We start from the raw sequence: 18,163 nt of genomic DNA, 5'->3' as shown, positions 1-18,163 counted from the left end.
GGGCACATTGACCTGCGCGCCGGCTTTCCTTAATTGCACAGAACCAGTGTGCACACATTTGGTTTAGAATGGTTCTAGAATGCCCGAGCGAAGTCGTCAAGTTCATGACGGCCTGTCCCGGGCTCTGAGGCGGCGAGAGGACAGGCACGAATGCCCGAAGTGATTTTTCCGGGACCCGAAGGGCGACTGGAAGGCCGATATCATCCGCAAAAAGAAAAAGACGCTCCGATCGCCATCGTGCTTCATCCGCACCCGCAATTTGGCGGGACGATGAACAATCGCGTGGTCTACAACCTGCATTACGCGTTCTACAACATGGGCTTCACCGTGCTGCGGTTCAATTTCCGCGGCGTCGGGCGCAGCCAGGGCGAGTATGATCAGGGGGTGGGCGAGCTATCCGATGCCGCCAGCGCGCTCGATTACCTGCAATCGATGAACCCGAATTCCAAGCATTGCTGGGTCGCGGGCTTCTCCTTTGGCGCGTGGATCGGGATGCAGCTTCTGATGCGGCGGCCCGAGATCACCGGCTTCATCTCGGTGGCCCCGCCGGCCAATACCTATGATTTCAGCTTCCTCGCGCCCTGCCCCTCCTCTGGGCTGATCATCAACGGCTCGGCCGACCGCGTGGCCGCGCCCGCCGATACGGTCTCGCTGGTGAACAAGCTGCATGAGCAGAAGGGTATCACCATCACCCATGAGGAAGTCCCGGAGGCGGGCCACTTCTTTGAGGATCCGCACATGGAAACCATGATCGACTCGGTCGATGGCTATGTGCGGCGGCGTTTGACCGAAACCACCCGCTAAGCTGGGCCCGCGACCGCCGCCTGGCCGGTGGTAGCGCGCCAAACACGCGGATTTCGCAAACATCCTGCATCAACGGTTGTTCATCCTCGTGCCGCTTGTCGCGGCCACCGCGGCCCTGATGCGCGCGGATCCCCGCATCTTGCGCAACAGACGGACAATCTCGCGCGCGGGAAAGGTTCTGCAAACCCTTCGGCGCTAGTCTGGGGCGATCTTGACCCGGCAGGACCTGCGCCCATGAGCCAAATCATCGAAACCCTCGCGGATGCCCTCGCGCGCGACGCGCTGGAGGCAGCGGCGCGGCTCGACAATGACCAGCTAATCACCGAAGTCGGCAAACAACTGGGCGCCAGCTCTTCGACCATGGAAGAGGCCTATCAGACCTATATCCGGGTCCGGCAGGCGGAAGCCCGGGCGCGCCGGTTCCTTGAGTCTCAGCTGCCGGGGGACTAACCCCGTCCCCTTCTTCGACTGCTCATGGAATGGCCCATGCGCCGCATAGGTCGGCAGCCCGGGCAGCGACCTGTTGCAGGGTGTCGCACTGGGCGGATCCGTAATTGTATACTTTCGCATACAATGCCATGAGTTGCGCAACGCCAACGCCCCTTTCCATCATGCGAGGCCCCCATGAGCAAAATCAAAGTCGAGAACCCGATCGTCGAAATGGACGGAGACGAGATGACCCGGATCATCTGGGATTTCATCAAGACCAAGCTGATCCTGCCCTATCTGGATATCGATCTGCTCTATTACGATCTCGGCATCGAAGAGCGGGACCGCACCGAGGATCAGATCACCATCGAAGCCGCCGAAAAGACCAAGGAGGTCGGCGTCGCGGTCAAATGCGCCACGATCACGCCGGATGAAGCCCGGGTGGAGGAGTTCGGCCTCAAGAAGATGTGGCGCAGCCCCAATGGTACGATCCGCAATATCCTCGGCGGGGTGGTCTTTCGCCAGCCGATCATCTGCCGGAACGTGCCGAGGCTCGTGCCCGGCTGGACCCAGCCCATCGTGATCGGTCGCCACGCCTTTGGCGACCAGTACAAGGCGACGGATATGAAATTCCCCGGGCCGGGCAAGCTGACCATGAAGTTTGTCGGCGAGGATGGCACGGTGGACGAACGCGAGGTGTTCGACGCCCCCTCCGCCGGCGTGTTCATGGGGATGTACAACCTCGATGCCTCGATCATCGATTTTGCCCGCGCCTCGCTGAATTACGGGCTGAAACTCGGCTGGCCGGTTTACCTGTCCACCAAGAATACCATTCTGAAACAGTATGATGGCCGCTTTCTCGAGCTCTTTCAGAAGGTTTATGAGGACGAGTTCGCCGAGGCATTCAAAGAGGCGGGCATCTGGTACGAGCACCGGCTGATCGACGACATGGTGGCCTGCGCGATGAAGTGGAATGGCGGCTTTGTCTGGGCCTGCAAGAACTATGATGGCGATGTGCAATCCGACACCGTGGCCCAAGGGTTCGGCTCCCTTGGCCTGATGACCTCGCAGCTCATGACGCCCGACGGCGAGATCGTGGAGGCCGAGGCCGCCCATGGCACCGTGACCCGCCATTACCGCCAGCATCAGGAGGGCAAGGAGACCTCGACCAACTCCATCGCCTCGATCTATGCCTGGACCGGGGGGCTCAAGCACCGCGCCAAGCTCGACGACAACACCGCCCTCGCCAATTTCGCCGAAACGCTGGAGCGGGTGATCGTCGAAACCGTGGAGGCGGGGCACATGACCAAGGACCTCGCCCTGCTGGTGGGACCGGACCAGAAATGGCTGACCACCATGGGTTTTCTCAACACGCTTGATGAACGTTTGAACGCGGCGCTTGCCGGTTAGGCACCGGGCGCTGCCGCGCGGAAAAACTCGGACCGGGGCGGCGTTTTCGGCTGGCCCGGCCCCCGGCCCGCGCGGTAGCAAGACCCATGCCCGCACCGCTGCCCATTCCCCGTCCCGAAGACCTCAAACACACAGCTCTGGATGACGCCCAGGGCCTCTCGCTCGGCGTGCTGCTCTGCGCGGTGGGGCTGACCTTTCTCAGCCATCTCGGGTTGGTGACGGGCCAGACCGCCGGGCTTGCGCTGATCCTGTCCTATGTCACCGGCCTGTCCTTCGGGGCGGTGTTCTTTGTCGTCAACCTGCCGTTCTACTGGGTTGCCTATCGCAAGCTCGGACTGGAATTCACCCTCAAGTCCATCGGTTGTGTCACGGCCCTGTCGCTCTCGACCGAGTTCATGCCTATGGGGTTCCGGATCGAGACCCTCAACCCCGCCCTCGGCGTGGTGATCTTCGGCGCCGCCACCGGGCTTGGCCTGCTGGCCGTGTTCCGTCATGGCGGCAGCCTCGGCGGGCTCGGGGTGATCGCGCTGATCGTGCAGGACAAGACCGGGTTCAAGGCGGGCTATGTGCAGATCCTCTTCGATCTGGTGCTCTTTGCGGTGGCCGCCCTGCTCTTTCCCCTGTCCATCGTGGCCTATTCCCTGCTCGGCGCGCTGGTGCTCAACGGTGTGATCGCGTTCAATCACAACAAGCGACGCTACATCGCTACCTGATCCACGCGCCACAGGAGCCGTCATGCATTACATCCTCCTCATCGGAGCCATATTTGCCGAGGTGGTCGCAACCTCCGCCCTGCAGGCCAGCCAGCAGTTCACCCGGATCGGCCCGTCGATCACGGTGGTGATCGGCTACGGGATCAGCTTCTACCTGCTGTCCCTCACCCTCAAAGTGATGCCGCTGGGCATCGTCTATGCGCTCTGGTCGGGCATGGGCCTGATGATGGTGGCGGGGATCGGCTGGCTCATCTTCGGACAACGGCTGGACCTTCCGGCGGTCCTCGGGCTGGTCCTGATCCTAGCCGGGATCCTGATCATCAACCTGTTCTCCGAGACGGCAACGCATTGATCGCAAACCCTTGACGGGCGGCGCTTCGGCGCTTGACCTGCCGGGCCCTTTGCCCAGACACTCGGGTCATGATGAAACACGCCCTGCTTTGCGCCGCCCTCGCCCTGGCCTCACCGGCCAGCGCGGATCTCCGGATCAGCTATGCTGATGGAGACCGCCCCCTGTTTTCCGTGGCTGTTCCGGACTTCTGGTCGATCCAGACCGGCGGCGCGCGCGAGATCTCTCCCCCCGACGAGGCGGCAGCCGTGCCGGTCCCACAGATCGTGACCCTGCGCCCAACGGTTGAGCCGGATGTGTGGATGGGATTCTTCTCGCCACCAGGGATCAGCACGCTCGAAGGCGGGCTGGATTATCTGGACGAGATCGAGAAGTTCATGTCGTCGGATCCCGAGATCATTTCGATCTCGAAAGAGCGCGTGGCGGGCCTGCCAGCGCGGGTCATCAAGGGGACCGGACGGCGCGATGGGGCTGACATCGTCTTCACCATCGCCGTTCTCGACCTACCCGGTGCGCGGGTGGCCATTGCGGCCGCCGTCGCCGAGAGCACCGCCGCGCCTGCGTTGATCGATGAAATTAACCGCGTGTTCGCCAGCGTGAGGGCCGGATCATGACGCCTCGTTTTATTGTGCGCACCGCACTTTGCCTCGGACTGATCGGGGGCCTCGCCGGGTGTCAGACCGCCGTCGGCGTCAGCTACGGGTATGGCTACTCGGATCCGTTCTACTGGAACCACTATTACCATGACCGCGATGTGGATGTGGATGTCGACATCAACCGCCCGGACCGGCCCAACCGTCCGCCCGTGGCCAAGCCGCCGCAAGTACGGCCGCCGATCCACAAGCCCAAGCCCCTGCCCGCGCGCCCGTCGCGGCCGCGCGCACGCTAGCCCGGCTCAGACGTCGTCCAGCGCGTCGACGACCACAAGTTCCCGTTGGGAGGCGCCCCGCGCATAGCTGAGCGCCTCTTGATAGGCGGGCGAGTTGTAGCATTCGACCGCGCGCGCGCGGCTTTCGAACCGCACGACCACGTTGCGGGCCCGCTCGGGCCCCTCCAGCTGGGTGCAGCCCCCGCCGCGGGCGAGGAACACGCCGCCATGATCGGCAATCGCCACCGTTGCGCGCTTGGCATATTCGCCATAGCGGTCAGGATCGGTCACATGCACATGGGCAATCCAGAATGCGGCCATCTTACTCTCCTCCAATCAGGGCTTCGACCGCCGCGATGGCGGCATCGGCTTGGCTCGGGTCCTTACCACCGCCCTGCGCCATGTCCGGACGGCCACCACCGCCCTTGCCGCCCAGGGCCGCCACAGCCGCCTTGACCAGGTCCACGGCCGAGACCGTGTCGGTCATATCGGGCGTGACACCTGCCGCGACGGCCGCCTTGCCATCCGCATCCGCGATCAGAAGGATCGCGCCAGAGCCAATCCGCGCCTTGTGTTCATCGATCAACGGCGGCAGATCCCGGCCCGACACCCCCTGCAGCACCTGCGCAAGGAAAGGCACGCCGGCAATCTCCTTGGGCTTGGCCGGCGCATCGGCCTGCGCGCCCCCGGCCATGGCGAGATCGCGGCGCAGTTGCGCCACCTCGTTCTGCAGGGCCTTGCGTTCATCCAGCAGGGCACGGACACGGTCCGGCACATCCGCCGCCTGCGCCTTGAGCGCCAGCGCGGTCTCGGCCACCCTGCGATCCTGAGCGCTGAGATAGGCGAAGGCCTCTTCCCCGGTCAGTGCCTCGATCCGGCGCACCCCGGACGAGGACGCCGTATCGCCAAGCGCCACGAAGACACCGATATCGCCGGTCTGGCGCACATGGGTGCCGCCACAAAGCTCCAGCGAATAGGTCTCGCCGGTCACGCCCTTGCCGGAGCCCGCCTGCCGTCCCATGGACACCACGCGCACCTCGTCACCGTATTTCTCGCCAAACAGCGCCTGCGCCCCGAGGCCGCGCGCATCATCCGGCGTCATGATCCGGGTCTCGACCGGCGCGTTCTGGCGGATATAGGCGTTCACATCCGTCTCGACCTTGGCCAGCTCTTCGGTGCTGAGGGCCTTGGAATGGCTGAAATCGAACCGCAACCGGTCGGCCGCGTTCAGCGACCCACGCTGGGCCACGTGATCGCCCAACGCCTGGCGGAGCGCCTCATGGAGCAGGTGCGTCGCCGAGTGGTTCGCGCGGATCGAGCTCCGCCGCGCGGGATCCACCCGCATCTCCAGCACGTCGCCCACGGATAGGGCAACCTTCTCGGGCGTGACCTTATGGACGAAGAGACCGTTCTTTTTCTGCGTGTCCGTGATCGCACCCGCCCCGTCGGTCTTCAGGTAACTGCCGCTATCGCCGACCTGCCCCCCGGATTCCGCGTAGAACGGGGTCTGGTTCAGGATGGCCCAGCCCGTGCTGCCCGCCGCGATCGTCTCGACCGGCGCGCCCTCCCGCACGAGGGCAAGAACCTGCCCCTCGGCGATCTCGGTGTCATAGCCCAGGAACTCTGTGCTGCCATGGATCTCGGCCAGATCGAACCAAACGCTCTCATCGGCGGTCTCGCCCGACCCGGACCATGCCGCGCGGGCCTTCGCCTTCTGCTCGGCCATGGCGGCATCGAAGCCATCGGTCTCTACCTCGCGGCCCTTCTCGCGCAGCGCATCCTGCGTCAGGTCCAGCGGGAAGCCATAGGTGTCATAGAGCTTGAACGCCGTCTCGCCCGGCAGGGCCGCGCCATCATCCAGCCCCTCGACCGCATCATCCAGCAGGCGAAGGCCGCGATCCAGGGTCTGACGGAAGCGGGTTTCCTCGAGGTTCAGCGTCTCTTCGATCAGGGCCTGCGCCCGGCCCAGTTCGGGGAAGGCCTGCCCCATCTGGGCCACAAGCGCGGGCACCAGCCGGTGCATCACGGGATCCTGAGCACCGAGCAGATGCGCATGGCGCATGGCCCGCCGCATGATCCGGCGCAGGACGTAACCGCGCCCTTCATTGGAGGGCATCACCCCATCCGCGATCAGAAACGATGTCGAACGCAAATGATCCGCGATGACCCGGTGATGCACATTGCGATCGCCATAGGGATCCACGCCCGTGGCATGGGCCGAGGCCTCGATCAGCGCCTTGAAGAGATCCGTGTCGTAATTGTCGTGACTGCCCTGCAAGAGCGCGGCGATCCGTTCCAGTCCCATGCCCGTATCGATGGAGGGCGACGGCAGGTCCTGCCGGGAGCCATCCTCGAACTGTTCGAACTGCATGAAGACGAGGTTCCAGATCTCGATGAAACGGTCGCCATCTTCCTCGGGGCTGCCCGGAGGCCCGCCCCAGATGTGATCGCCATGGTCGTAGAAAATCTCGGTGCAGGGTCCGCACGGCCCCGTCGGACCCATCATCCAGAAATTGTCATTGGTCGGAATGCGGATGATACGGTCATCGCTCAGACCCGCATGTTTTTTCCAGATCTCGGCAGCCTCGTCATCGGTATGGTAGACCGTGACGAGCAGCCGCGACTTGTCGATCCCGAATTCCTTGGTGATCAGGTCCCAGGCAAAGGGAATGGCATCCGATTTGAAGTAATCCCCGAAGCTGAAATTTCCCAGCATTTCAAAGAAGGTATGGTGGCGCGCCGTGTAGCCCACATTGTCCAGATCATTGTGCTTGCCCCCGGCGCGCACACATTTCTGGCTCGTGGTGGCGCGGGAGTAATCCCGCTGCTCGAGCCCGGTGAACACATTCTTGAACTGAACCATCCCCGCATTGGTGAACATCAGGGTCGGATCATTGCGCGGCACCAGAGGTGAGCTGTCGATGATCGCGTGATCCTGCGCGCCGAAATAGTTGAGAAAAGTACTGCGAATGTCGTTCAGGCTAGGCATCTGGGCGTCCCGGATTGGAATGGTCCCGCAGGTGTAGCGCTGCGACCCAAGCCTGTCCACCATCGGAAAAAGCCAGATCGCCCAAGAAAAAAGGCGGCCGTTGCGGGCCGCCCTCGTTTCGCGCGATGTGGACGAGATCACTCGTCCAGAACGGCGGTCTCTTCTGCGGGCATTTCGAAATCCAGCCCGTGGGCTGCGCGGATCTTGTCCTCGATCGACAGCGCCATGGAGCGGTTGTCGCGCAGGAACTGCTTGGCGTTTTCCCGTCCCTGACCGATGCGCTCATCGCCGTAAGAGAACCAGGACCCGGATTTCTGCACCACGCCGGCCTTCACGCCGAGATCGATCAGCTCACCCATCTTGGAGATGCCTTCGCCATACATGATGTCGAATTCCACCTGCTTGAAGGGCGGCGCGACCTTGTTCTTGACCACCTTGACCTTGGTAGTGTTGCCCACAACCTCATCCCGGTCCTTGATCGACCCGATGCGGCGAATATCGAGCCGTACGGAGGAATAGAACTTGAGCGCATTGCCCCCCGTCGTGGTCTCCGGCGAGCCGAACATCACACCGATCTTCATCCGGATCTGGTTAATAAAGATCACGGTGCAATTGGAGCGCGAGATGGCGCCGGTCAATTTGCGCATGGCCTGGCTCATGAGGCGCGCCTGGGCACCGACCTGTGCGTCGCCCATATCGCCTTCGAGCTCGGATTTCGGGGTCAGCGCGGCAACGGAATCCACAACCACCATGCTGACAGCCCCGGAGCGCACAAGGGTTTCGGTGATCTCAAGCGCTTGCTCGCCCGTATCCGGCTGCGAAATCAGCAGTTCATCAAGGTCAACGCCAAGCCGACGCGCATATTGCGGGTCCAGCGCATGCTCAGCATCGACGAAGGCACAAACACCGCCCTTTTTCTGCTCCTCGGCGATGCAATGCAGGGTCAGGGTTGTCTTGCCCGAGCTCTCGGGCCCATAGATTTCGATGATCCGCCCCTTGGGGATGCCGCCGATCCCAAGCGCGATGTCGAGACCGATGGAGCCGGTCGACGTCGCCTCGATCTCAGCGACAGGGCTGTCGGCGCCCAGTTTCATAATAGAGCCCTTGCCGAACTGTCGTTCGATCTGGGCCAGAGCGCTATCCAGCGCTTTTTTCTTTTCGGATTCTCGTTTGTCGGTCACGTCCAGAAGACTCGCGGTGGCCATGGTGTCGCCCCTTATCACATACCGCCAGAAGGGCGGCAATCGCTGCTTTGTTCTTGCCTTGTTCTCGCAATATGAGACCGAAGTAGGAACATTTCAAGGCAAATCTTAACCATCCAAGAATTTCGGAATTTGGTTAAGAAAGGGTTTCCCGATCGGGTGACGGGAGGTCACAGCCCCCCCTTAAACGGCATCCTTCAGTGGAGCTGAGATCGATGGCGCATCAAACTGGGCTTGCACCGTGGCAATCAGCTGTTTGAGAGAGAACGGCTTGGGCAGGAACACCGAATTCGGGATCCGCTCTTCATCGTCAGACAACAGGTCTTCGGCATAGCCGGACACGAAGACGACGGGAATGCCCGGGCGGTCGATCAGGGCGCGCCGCACCCAACTTGGGCCATCCAGCCCCGGCATGATCACATCCGTCACGAAGAGGTCCACTTCGAGCGCGGGGTTCTCAAGCAGCTCCAATGCTGTTTCCGCGCATTCCGCTTCGAGTACGGTGAACCCGTTGAGACGCAGCGCTCTGGCCGCGAAGGCACGCACCGGTGCCTCATCCTCCACGAGAAGCACGATGCCGTCCCCCGTCGCAGAGGGTCGATCGGGCGCCACGGTCGCAGTCTCTGCAACCGGAAGGCTCTGGCCGTGATAGGCCGGGAAATAGATCTCGAACGCCGTGCCTTTGCCCACCACGCTTTCGGCGAAGATGAAGCCGCCGGACTGCTTTACGATCCCGTAGGCCGTCGAGAGACCGAGCCCCGTGCCCTCCCCCGTGCGCTTGGTGGTGTAGAAAGGCTCAAAGATCTTGCTGAGCTTGTCTTGCGGGATGCCGATGCCCTGATCCGTCACGGTCACACAGGCGTAGTCCCCGGCGGGCAAGGTCACCCGACCGCGCATCATGGGCGCATCCAGCTCGACCGCGCGGGCCTCGATGGTAATCTCACCCCCATCCGGCATCGCATCCCGAGCATTGACCACAAGGTTCATCAAAACCTGCTCAAGCTGCCGTTTATCGGCCCGCATCGGGCTGAGATCCGGCTCGTTCATCAAGGTCAGAGTCACTTTCTCGCCCACAAGCCGGTTGAGCAAGTGCGTGAGGTCCGAGAGCGTATCGCGCAGATCGATCAGTTCCGGTTGCAATGTCTGCTTGCGGGAAAAGGCCAGCAACTGGCCGACAAGGCTCGCCGCGCGGTTCGCATTCTGGTTGATCTGCACGAGATCGCCATATTCAGGATCCCCCTGATCATGACGCAGCAACAGCAGGTCGCAATGCCCTGAAATCGCCGTGAGAAGGTTGTTGAAGTCATGGGCGACACCGCCCGCGAGCTGGCCGATGGCCTGCATCTTCTGGCTTTGCACGAATTGCGCCTCGAGCGTTTTGAGCTCGGTTGCGTCATGCAAAACCGCAGTCAGGATGGGACCTTCGGCGCTTTGTGACCGCATCAGGGTCACCTGCAGAAAGCTTTCCTCGGTGCCTTCCTTGACGCGCAGGACTTCGGGTTGCAGCGACAGGGGCGCATGCAGCGCCTCCTCGATCCAGCTGCGGACGGAACGCCCAAGCCCGGTGACCAGATCGACGAAATTGATGTCGTCCACCTGACCTTCTATGTTGAGCAAGGCCCGCGCATGGGCATTGGCCTGCAAAACCTCCCCCTGGGGGCCGAGCTTCATCACCGCCACGGGCAGTTCCTCAAGCCCCATATTCATGTCATGGGTGCTGGTCAGACGTTGCATCGGCAGAAGCGCAATCTCGCGCCGCCCGGCCGTAAGCTCCGTCTGGTGCAGATAGACCGGGACATGACCATCGGGTGTAATCACCTCGGCCGTGCTGACCTCAGCGGCGGGCGGCACAACGAAGACCGCATTCAAATCGCGGGCCCGCCCGCCAATCATCCGGCGCAGCGCTTCGTTCATCGACAGAACCGTGCCTGATTTCGAAACTGACAGCACAGGGATCGACACGGAACCGGAACTCGCACCATCGCGGGAAGCCAGCGCCTCCACCCGGAAGAGCATCTGGCCATAGGCATATTTCCGCAGCACGAACCGCGCATGACCACGCCGGGTGACCGCGTCCTCGACACTCATGGCGGCCTGATCGAGCCCCCGCCGCAACCGACGCAGCAACGCCGCGCTTTCGGGAACAGTGGCCTGAAGGGCTGAGACCAGTCCAAGTTCCTGCGCGTTCGGAAAATACGCCTTGGCCGCAGCGTTCATCCACAGCACCTGCTGATGCGTGTCGAGCACGACCGACGGGCTTGAATCCCCTTCCAGAAAGGTGAACAGCCCCACAAGCTTCGGATCGAGGCGCGCCCGGTTCATCCGTCGCCGGATCTGCAGCAGGATCAGCAGCGCCACGAGCGTGACCGCCGACACCGCAAGGGACAGCTTGACCGTCGGATCCTGCAGGATGACCGCGAGACCGGAGGTCACGACCGCCGCCCCGAGAAGTACAGCAGCCTCGCGGATCGCCGACGACGTCTCGCCCGCAAATCTCTGACTTTCCAGCGTCTGATCGCTCACCCTGTCCTCCGGATCACCTGTACGCGCAGTCTTGATCGCCTGGACTTAAGCTTGGCTTAACACCGTAACAGTTTCAACCTTTGGTTGTTTCAACCATGACTCAAACATCGAATATGGCGTAGAAAAACCCGTCTCCCGGGGCATTGGGCAGCAGTTGCGCCTGTCCGCGCAGCCGCGCTTTTGGACAGGTTTCGGCCATCCAGCCCACCTGATCGGCATTTTCGACCGGCAAAATCGAGCAGGTCGCATAGACCAGCACGCCGCCGGGACGCACCAGAGGAAGCGCGTTGCGCAGCACCTCCTTTTGGGCCGCGACATAGCCCTCGAGCCGTTCCGGCGTCAGCGCCCATTTGGCCTCGGGCGCGCGACGCCAGGTGCCGCTGCCACTGCAGGGCGCATCGCAAAAGACAAGGTCGAACCCGCCCTGCCCCGCCTGCCAGACCGGCAGGTCAACCCCCGCCCGCGCAGCGCGCGCCGGAATGTCCTTCATCCGCGCGGGCGCGATGTCATGGACATGGACCTCGGCGTCGCTGCGTGCGGCAAGCGCGAGGGCCTTGCCGCCGCCGCCAGCGCAATAATCCAGAACGCGGCCCGCATCGGGCACCGGTGTCTCCAACACGGCCGCTTGGGACGCGGCATCCTGGATCTCCACCAGACCGTCCCGATACGCAGCACTTTGGGCGACACGGCGCGCGCCGTCGCCAACCCGCAGAGCCCCGGGAACGCCGCTGACCGGCTCGGCGGTGATGCCCTCTGCGGCGAGCCGCTCCTGCGCATCCGCCACATCCCCCTTGCGCCCGTTGACCCGCAGGTCGAGCGGTGCGCGATCCCGCAGCGCACGACAGATCTGATCCGCCTCGGCCCCATAAGCCGCATCGAGCTGCGACAGGATCCAATCGGGCATGTCGCACAGATCGCTCCGGGACACGTCCTGCTCAGCGCGCGCCCTTCCCTGCTCCAGCTCAGAGAGCGGCGCGGGCGCATACCCCTCGCCACTGAAGACCGCGTCCAGAGAGGCGTGTCCCGCCACGCAATGCCCGATCATCAGGCCGCGTCCGGTCAGCGCCCCGCCAAGCGCCCCGTAGCTCGACCGCCGCCGGAGAGCGGCGAAGACCAGATCGCGGATCGCGGCCCGATCCTTGGACCCGGCGAAGCGGTGCGCCCGGCCCCATTGGCTGAGTGCCTGCTCGGCGGGCTGGCCCTCCAGCACCGCGTCGAGCACCTCGATCGCAGCCGCGACGCGCGCAGCGGGCGTCATGGGTCAACCCATCCGGTAATTCGGGCTCTCGCGAGTGATCTGCACATCATGGACATGGCTCTCCTTGAGACCCGAGCCGGTGATCCGCACGAATTGCGCTTGCGTGCGCATCTCGGCCACGGTCGCCGCCCCGGTATAGCCCATGGCCGCGCGCAGACCGCCGACCAGCTGATGCACAACCGCGCCAGCAGAACCCTTGTAGGGCACCTGCCCCTCGATGCCCTCGGGCACAAGCTTGTCGGAGGCCGCGTCCTTCTGGAAATACCGATCCGCCGAGCCGCGCGCCATGGCCCCAAGAGAGCCCATGCCGCGATAGGATTTGAAAGAGCGTCCCTGATAGAGGATCACTTCGCCCGGGCTTTCATCCGTCCCGGCGATCATGCTGCCGACCATGGCGCAATGGGCGCCTGCGGCGATGGCCTTGGCGAAGTCGCCCGAAAATTTGATACCGCCATCGGCGATCACCGGCGTGCCCGTGGCCTCGGCCGCCTTGGCGCAATCCATGATCGCGGTGAGCTGCGGCACACCGACACCCGCCACGATCCGCGTGGTGCAGATCGAGCCCGGGCCGATCCCGACCTTGACCGCGTCAGCACCCGCATCGATCAGAGCCCGGGTCGCTTCGCCCGTGGCCACGTTGCCGGCGACAACCTGCACGGAGTTCGACAGGGTCTTGGCCCGCTCCACCGCCTTGGCCACGCCCGCGGAATGACCATGGGCCGTGTCGATAATGATCAGATCCACGCCCGCCTCGACCAGCGCCTGCGAGCGCTCGAACCCGGCATCGCCCACGGTCGTGGCGGCCGCCACGCGCAAGCGGCCCAGCTCATCCTTGCAGGCATTGGGGTTCAGCACGGCCTGTTCGATATCCTTGATCGTCAGCAGCCCGGTCAGCGTGCCATCGCCGTCCAGCACCAGAAGCTTCTCGATCCGCCGCGCATGCATCAGCGATTTGGCCTCGGCCAGATCCGCAGGCTCGCGCAGGATGGCCAGATTGTCCGACGTCATCATCACAGAGACCGGCGTGTTGTCATCGCTGGCAAACCGCATGTCGCGATTGGTCACGATCCCCAGCACGCGGCGACGCTCATCCACAACCGGGAAACCGGTGATCTTGTAGCGATCCATCAGTGCCTTGGCATCGGCCAGCGTCTGATCCGGGCGCAGGGTCACCGGGTTATAGACCACCCCGGATTCAAAGCGTTTGACCTGCCGGACCTGGTTTTGCTGCTCATCCACGCTCAGATTGCGGTGCAGCACTCCCATGCCACCGACCTGCGCCATGGCGATCGCCATCCGCGCCTCGGTCACCGTATCCATGGCCGAGCTCAGCAGGGGAATGTTCAGGGCAATCGACTTGGTCACCATGGTGCGGGTGTCCGCCTCGGAGGGCAGCACGGAGCTGGCGCCGGGTACCAGCAGCACATCGTCGAAAGTGAGGGCCTCGCGAATCTCCATCACGCACTCCTGTCGGGGTCTTCGTTAGGCACGTCCCCCTCGCATGGATCGGCCCGAGGGACAAGGGGCGCGCCCTGTCGCAGGGGGACGTCGCCCCGAAGATGCCGGAGCGACTAGGCTTTGGGCAAAAGCGCGCGCGTATCCGCCGACAGGCTGCGCAGCGCCCCGGCCAGTGCGGTCACATCCGCCCCCACCCCGATAAAACGCGCCCCCAGGGCGGCATAGCGCGCAACCCCTTCGGCGGAGAAGGACAGGATGCCCGGCACTTTGCCCGCCGCATCGATGGCGGCCAGCGCCTCGGCCATGACCGCTTCGACCTCCGGCACGCCGGACTGACCGGTATACCCCATATCCGCCGCAAGATCCGCGGGGCCGATGAACAGCACATCGATCCCGTCCACGGCCGCAATCTCCGGGATCGCCGCCACCGCATCGCGGCTCTCGATCTGAGCGATGGTGCAGATCTGCGCGTTCGCGGTCTCCACGTACTCCTGGTTCAGGGAATAGCCCGAAGCGCGCGCCAGCGCCGCGCCATTGCCCCGCACGCCCTCGGGCGGATAGCGCATGGCCTCGGCCACCTGCCGGGCCTGAGCCGCGCTTTCGACCATGGGCACCATGACCGTCTGCACCCCGAGATCGAGCACGCGCTTGAGCACCCATGTCTCGCCCACGGGCACCCGGGCGATGGCATGGCTGTCGCCGCCACTGGCCAAGGCGCGGAACTGGGCGATCATGTCGCCGGGGTCATTTGGCGAATGCTCCCCATCCACAAGGCACCAGTCGAATCCGCAGCCCGCGGCGAGTTCCGCCACGGTCGGCGAGCCAAAGCCGAGCCAGAGCCCGATTTGCGTCTCGCCCCGCAACAATGCGCTCTTCAATCTGTTCTCTGGCGCTGCCATGGGACCTCCCTGTTTTTTGTGTTGGACCTCGCCGCGTGGACAGCTACGGTCTGTGCCAGCAAACCTTAGATTTGCACCCAGGGAGAGAAAACATGAAAACGCTTTTGAAGAGCACCGTGATCGCGGGGCTGTCTTTGACCTTTGTGGGCGAGGCACTGGCCACCGAGTGGAACGTATCCGTCTGGGGCACCCGGCGTGCCTTTACCGAGCATATCCACAAGCTTGCCGAGCTGGTCGAAGAGAAGTCCGGCGGCGAGTTCACCATGAATATCAGCTATGGCGGTCTGTCCAAGAACCGCGAGAACCTCGACGGGATCTCGATCGGTGCGTTCGAGATGGCGCAGTTCTGCGCGGGCTATCACCGGGACAAGAACCCGACGATCACAGTTCTGGAGCTGCCCTTCCTCGGGGTGGCCAACCTCGAAGAGGAGGTGGCAGTCAGCCACGCGGTCTATGACCATCCGGCGGTGCAGGCCGATCTCGGACGCTGGAACGCCAAGCTGCTGATGACCTCGCCCATGCCGCAATACAACATTGCCGGCACCGGCAATGCGCGCGACAAGCTCGCCGATTTCGACGGTATGCGGGTCCGCGCCACGGGTGGTCTCGGCCAGGCCTTCGAAAAGGTGGGCGCGGTGCCGACCTCGGTAACCTCGTCGGAAGCTTATAATGCGATGGAATCCGGCGTGGTGGACACGGTGGCCTTTGCGCAGCACGCGCATCTGTCCTTCCGCACCATCGACATTGCCGATTGGTGGACCGAGAACCTGAACCCCGGCACGGTCAACTGCCCGGTTGTGGTGAACACCGACGCCTATGACGACCTGAGCGATGAGCACCGTGCGATCCTCGACGAGTCCGTCGCGGGCGCCATCGACCACTATCTGGCGAATTACGGCGAGCTTCTGAACAAGTGGGAAGAGGTTCTGGCCGAGAAGAACGTCCAGAAGGTCACCGTGGATGAGGCCGAAATCGCGAAGTTCCGCGATGTCGCCCTGCCGCTGCATGAGGAATGGATCCAGACCATGACCGATCAGGGCATCCCGGGTCAGGAGCTTTATGATCTGGTCCTGAGCACCCTCGAGAAGCAGCGGATGTCCAACTGACCTCCGCTCAACCTGAAAGGCTCCGGAATTTCCGGAGCCTTTTTCGAAAGTTGCCCCCATGTCTTCAAGTTCCGTCTTAACCGACGAGACCGGCCTGTCCCGTGCGGATCGTGCGCTCTTGCGCCTGGAATCCGTGATGAACCTGCTCGGCGGTGTCGTGATCTTCGCCCTCGTGGTGCTCGCCGTCTATAACGTGCTGGGCCGTAAATTTTTCAGCGCGCCCGTGCCCGGCTATGTGGACTGGACCGAACAGTTCATGGCCACCTTCGCCTTTCTCGGCCTGGCCTTCTGCCAACGGGAGGGCGGCCATATCCGCATGGATATCGTCGTGGGTCAACTGCGCGGGCGAACCCTTTGGTTTGCCGAATGTTTGTCCTGCATCTTCATGCTGCTGCTCACCACTGCGCTGATCTATGGCACTTGGTTTCACTTCGAGCGCAGCTTCGATTTTGCCGCGCCGCTCTGGAGCCGGGACAGCTCGATCGACATTGCCCTGCCACTCTGGCCCGCCAAGTTGATCGTGCCGATCTCGCTGGCACTGCTCTGGTGTCGTCTGGTGCTGCAGATCTGGGGCTTCGCACGGGCCTTCCGCCGGAACGAAACACACCCGGTGGCAGTGCCCCTGATCGAAGACGCCTTCACCCAGGCCAATAAAGAAGCGAAAACCGTCGATGGATGATCTCATTGACATGAAAGCCCTGCTGAATGGCATTGATATCTTTAATGTCTCTCTGTGGCTGAGCGGTCTCCTGATCGTACTGGTGCTGATCGGCGTGCGCGTCGCGTTTGCCACCGCGTTTATCGGGTTCGTGGGCCTGTGCATCTTCTTCATGGAGAAACAGGGCTTCGACCGGGGCCTCGTGACGGCGATGAAACTTGCCGGACAGGTTCCTCATTCGAAATCAACAACCTACAGCCTGTCGCTCATCCCGACATTCATCCTGATCGGGTACCTGGCCTATTATGCGGGACTGACCCGCTTCCTGTTCGAGGCGGCCAAGCGCTGGGTCGGCTGGCTCCCGGGCGGGCTGGGAGTCGCGACGGTCTTTGCGACAGCGGGTTTCGCAGCGGTATCCGGCGCCTCGGTCGCCACCTCGGCTGTGTTTGCCCGGATCGCCATCCCGGAAATGCTCAAGCTCGGCTATGACAAGCGCTTTGCCGCGGGCGTGGTGGCCGCAGGCGGCACCCTCGCCTCGCTCATCCCGCCCTCGGCCATCCTCGTCATCTACGCGATCATCGTCGAACAATCCGTGGGCAAGCTGCTGCTGGCGGGCTTTTTGCCCGGTGCGGTCTCAGCAATCATCTATGCCGGGCTGGTGATTGGCCTCGCTCGCTACCGCAAGGATCTGGGCCCGCCGGTTGGAGGCTTTACCTGGGGCGAACGCTTCTCGGCCCTGCCCGGCGCGCTGCCCATCCTGTTTGTCGTCTTCATCATCGTCTATTCGATCTATTTCGGCTGGGCGACACCCACCGAGGCCGGGGCCCTCGGGGCCTTTGTCGTCCTGCTCATGGCGCTCTGGCAGGGCCTGCGCTGGGGGCAGCTGAAGGGCGCGCTGATGGAGGCCGCCAAGCTGACGGTGATGATCTTCACCATGATCTGGGGCGTGCTGATCTATGTCCGCTTCCTCGGCTTTGCCAAGCTGCCCGAGACCTTTGCCGATTGGATCGGGTCGCTCGATCAATCGCCCTACCTGATCCTTCTGATGATCCTCGGCGCCTATGTGATCCTCGGGATGTTCATGGATGCCATCGGGATGCTGATCCTGACCCTGCCGGTGACCTTCCCGGCGGTGATCGCCCTGAACGGCGGCCCGGATGTCACCCGAGAGGCCGCGGCCCTTGGCATGACCGCCGAGGAATGCGCGATCTGGTTCGGGATCATCGTGGTGAAAATGGCCGAGCTCTGTCTGATCACGCCGCCCATCGGATTGAACTGCTTCGTGGTGGCCGGTGTCGCACAGGACAACAAACTGCCCATCTCGGTGCAGGATGTGTTCCGCGGCGCCTCCCCCTTCTTTGTGGCGGACGTGATCACCGTGGCCGTGCTGATCGCCTTCCCGGGCATCGTGCTCTGGTTGCCCAGCCTGCTCTGACCGCGCCGCTGGGTCGGGGGGCCGCGCCCCAAGGGCGCGGTGGGGGCATCGCCCCCTGAACA

17 protein-coding genes are annotated in these 18,163 nt (G+C 63.4%); 10 read left to right on the top strand and 7 right to left on the bottom strand.

The features are described 5' to 3' along the window. Nucleotides 1-150: 150 nt before the first annotated feature. The 7 genes from ACP150_RS16180 (at nt 151) to ACP150_RS16150 (ending at nt 4,594) form a co-directional block, all read left to right on the top strand. Nucleotides 151-804 carry an alpha/beta hydrolase gene (locus tag ACP150_RS16180; RefSeq protein WP_424967699.1) on the top strand — a complete coding sequence of 218 codons (654 nt, stop codon included), beginning with the start codon at nt 151-153 and terminating at the stop codon, nt 802-804. 234 nt (nt 805-1,038) lie between these two features. Next, nucleotides 1,039-1,254, top strand: a complete 216-nt coding sequence (locus tag ACP150_RS16175) for a hypothetical protein (protein ID WP_424967698.1) — start codon at nt 1,039-1,041, stop codon at nt 1,252-1,254. 174 nt (nt 1,255-1,428) lie between these two features. Beyond that, the gene (locus ACP150_RS16170; RefSeq protein WP_424967697.1) at nt 1,429-2,643 is read left to right on the top strand and encodes an NADP-dependent isocitrate dehydrogenase; all 1,215 of its coding nucleotides are present in this window, start codon (nt 1,429-1,431) and stop codon (nt 2,641-2,643) included. Nucleotides 2,644-2,729: 86 nt separating this feature from the next. Further along, a complete protein-coding gene (locus ACP150_RS16165) occupies nt 2,730-3,356 on the top strand; it encodes a YitT family protein (RefSeq protein WP_424967696.1) in 627 nt (208 codons plus the stop codon). Nucleotides 3,357-3,378: 22 nt separating this feature from the next. Further along, the gene (locus ACP150_RS16160; RefSeq protein ID WP_424967695.1) at nt 3,379-3,708 is read left to right on the top strand and encodes a DMT family transporter; all 330 of its coding nucleotides are present in this window, start codon (nt 3,379-3,381) and stop codon (nt 3,706-3,708) included. A 68-nt stretch (nt 3,709-3,776) separates the two neighbouring features. Then, nucleotides 3,777-4,319 (top strand): hypothetical protein, encoded by a 543-nt coding sequence (locus ACP150_RS16155; protein WP_424967694.1) that lies wholly within the window; start codon nt 3,777-3,779, stop codon nt 4,317-4,319. Next, entirely contained in the window at nt 4,316-4,594 is a 279-nt protein-coding gene (locus ACP150_RS16150; protein ID WP_424967693.1) for a hypothetical protein, read from the top strand. Before ACP150_RS16155 ends, ACP150_RS16150 begins: the two co-directional genes overlap by 4 nt. Before the next feature lie 6 nt (nt 4,595-4,600). On the opposite strand, the gene ACP150_RS16145 is transcribed toward ACP150_RS16150, so the two are convergent. From ACP150_RS16145 to ACP150_RS16115, 7 genes are all read right to left on the bottom strand, one after another. Further along, nucleotides 4,601-4,894, bottom strand: coding sequence for a DUF1330 domain-containing protein (locus ACP150_RS16145; protein ID WP_424967692.1), 294 nt, complete (start codon nt 4,892-4,894; stop codon nt 4,601-4,603). Between the two features lies 1 nt (nt 4,895). Beyond that, nucleotides 4,896-7,562 (bottom strand): alanine--tRNA ligase, encoded by a 2,667-nt coding sequence (gene alaS, locus ACP150_RS16140; protein WP_424967691.1) that lies wholly within the window; start codon nt 7,560-7,562, stop codon nt 4,896-4,898. Nucleotides 7,563-7,699: 137 nt separating this feature from the next. After that, nucleotides 7,700-8,767, bottom strand: coding sequence for a recombinase RecA (recA, locus tag ACP150_RS16135; protein WP_424967690.1), 1,068 nt, complete (start codon nt 8,765-8,767; stop codon nt 7,700-7,702). A gap of 180 nt (nt 8,768-8,947) precedes the next feature. Continuing rightward, nucleotides 8,948-11,287 carry an ATP-binding protein gene (locus tag ACP150_RS16130; RefSeq protein ID WP_424967689.1) on the bottom strand — a complete coding sequence of 780 codons (2,340 nt, stop codon included), beginning with the start codon at nt 11,285-11,287 and terminating at the stop codon, nt 8,948-8,950. Nucleotides 11,288-11,387: 100 nt separating this feature from the next. Beyond that, nucleotides 11,388-12,545, bottom strand: a complete 1,158-nt coding sequence (locus ACP150_RS16125; RefSeq protein WP_424967688.1) for an RsmB/NOP family class I SAM-dependent RNA methyltransferase — start codon at nt 12,543-12,545, stop codon at nt 11,388-11,390. A gap of 3 nt (nt 12,546-12,548) precedes the next feature. Continuing rightward, nucleotides 12,549-14,003 (bottom strand): IMP dehydrogenase, encoded by a 1,455-nt coding sequence (gene guaB / locus ACP150_RS16120; protein WP_424967687.1) that lies wholly within the window; start codon nt 14,001-14,003, stop codon nt 12,549-12,551. 113 nt (nt 14,004-14,116) lie between these two features. Beyond that, nucleotides 14,117-14,902 (bottom strand): HpcH/HpaI aldolase family protein, encoded by a 786-nt coding sequence (locus ACP150_RS16115; protein ID WP_424967686.1) that lies wholly within the window; start codon nt 14,900-14,902, stop codon nt 14,117-14,119. Nucleotides 14,903-14,994: 92 nt separating this feature from the next. On the opposite strand from ACP150_RS16115, the gene ACP150_RS16110 reads away from it, so the two are divergent. From ACP150_RS16110 to ACP150_RS16100, 3 genes are read left to right on the top strand one after another with little or no spacing between them, the layout of a single operon-like run. Next, a complete protein-coding gene (locus ACP150_RS16110; protein WP_424967685.1) occupies nt 14,995-16,008 on the top strand; it encodes a C4-dicarboxylate TRAP transporter substrate-binding protein in 1,014 nt (337 codons plus the stop codon). A 58-nt stretch (nt 16,009-16,066) separates the two neighbouring features. After that, nucleotides 16,067-16,687 carry a TRAP transporter small permease subunit gene (locus tag ACP150_RS16105; protein WP_424967684.1) on the top strand — a complete coding sequence of 207 codons (621 nt, stop codon included), beginning with the start codon at nt 16,067-16,069 and terminating at the stop codon, nt 16,685-16,687. Nucleotides 16,688-16,718: 31 nt separating this feature from the next. Beyond that, nucleotides 16,719-18,101: a TRAP transporter large permease gene (locus ACP150_RS16100; RefSeq protein WP_424967735.1), complete on the top strand. Its 1,383-nt coding sequence runs from the start codon at nt 16,719-16,721 to the stop codon at nt 18,099-18,101. Nucleotides 18,102-18,163 lie beyond the last annotated feature (62 nt).

Origin of the sequence: Dinoroseobacter sp. S375, assembly GCF_049800775.1 — a bacterium.
GTDB lineage: Bacteria > Pseudomonadota > Alphaproteobacteria > Rhodobacterales > Rhodobacteraceae > Dinoroseobacter.
This window is presented reverse-complemented; position numbering and strand designations above follow the sequence as displayed.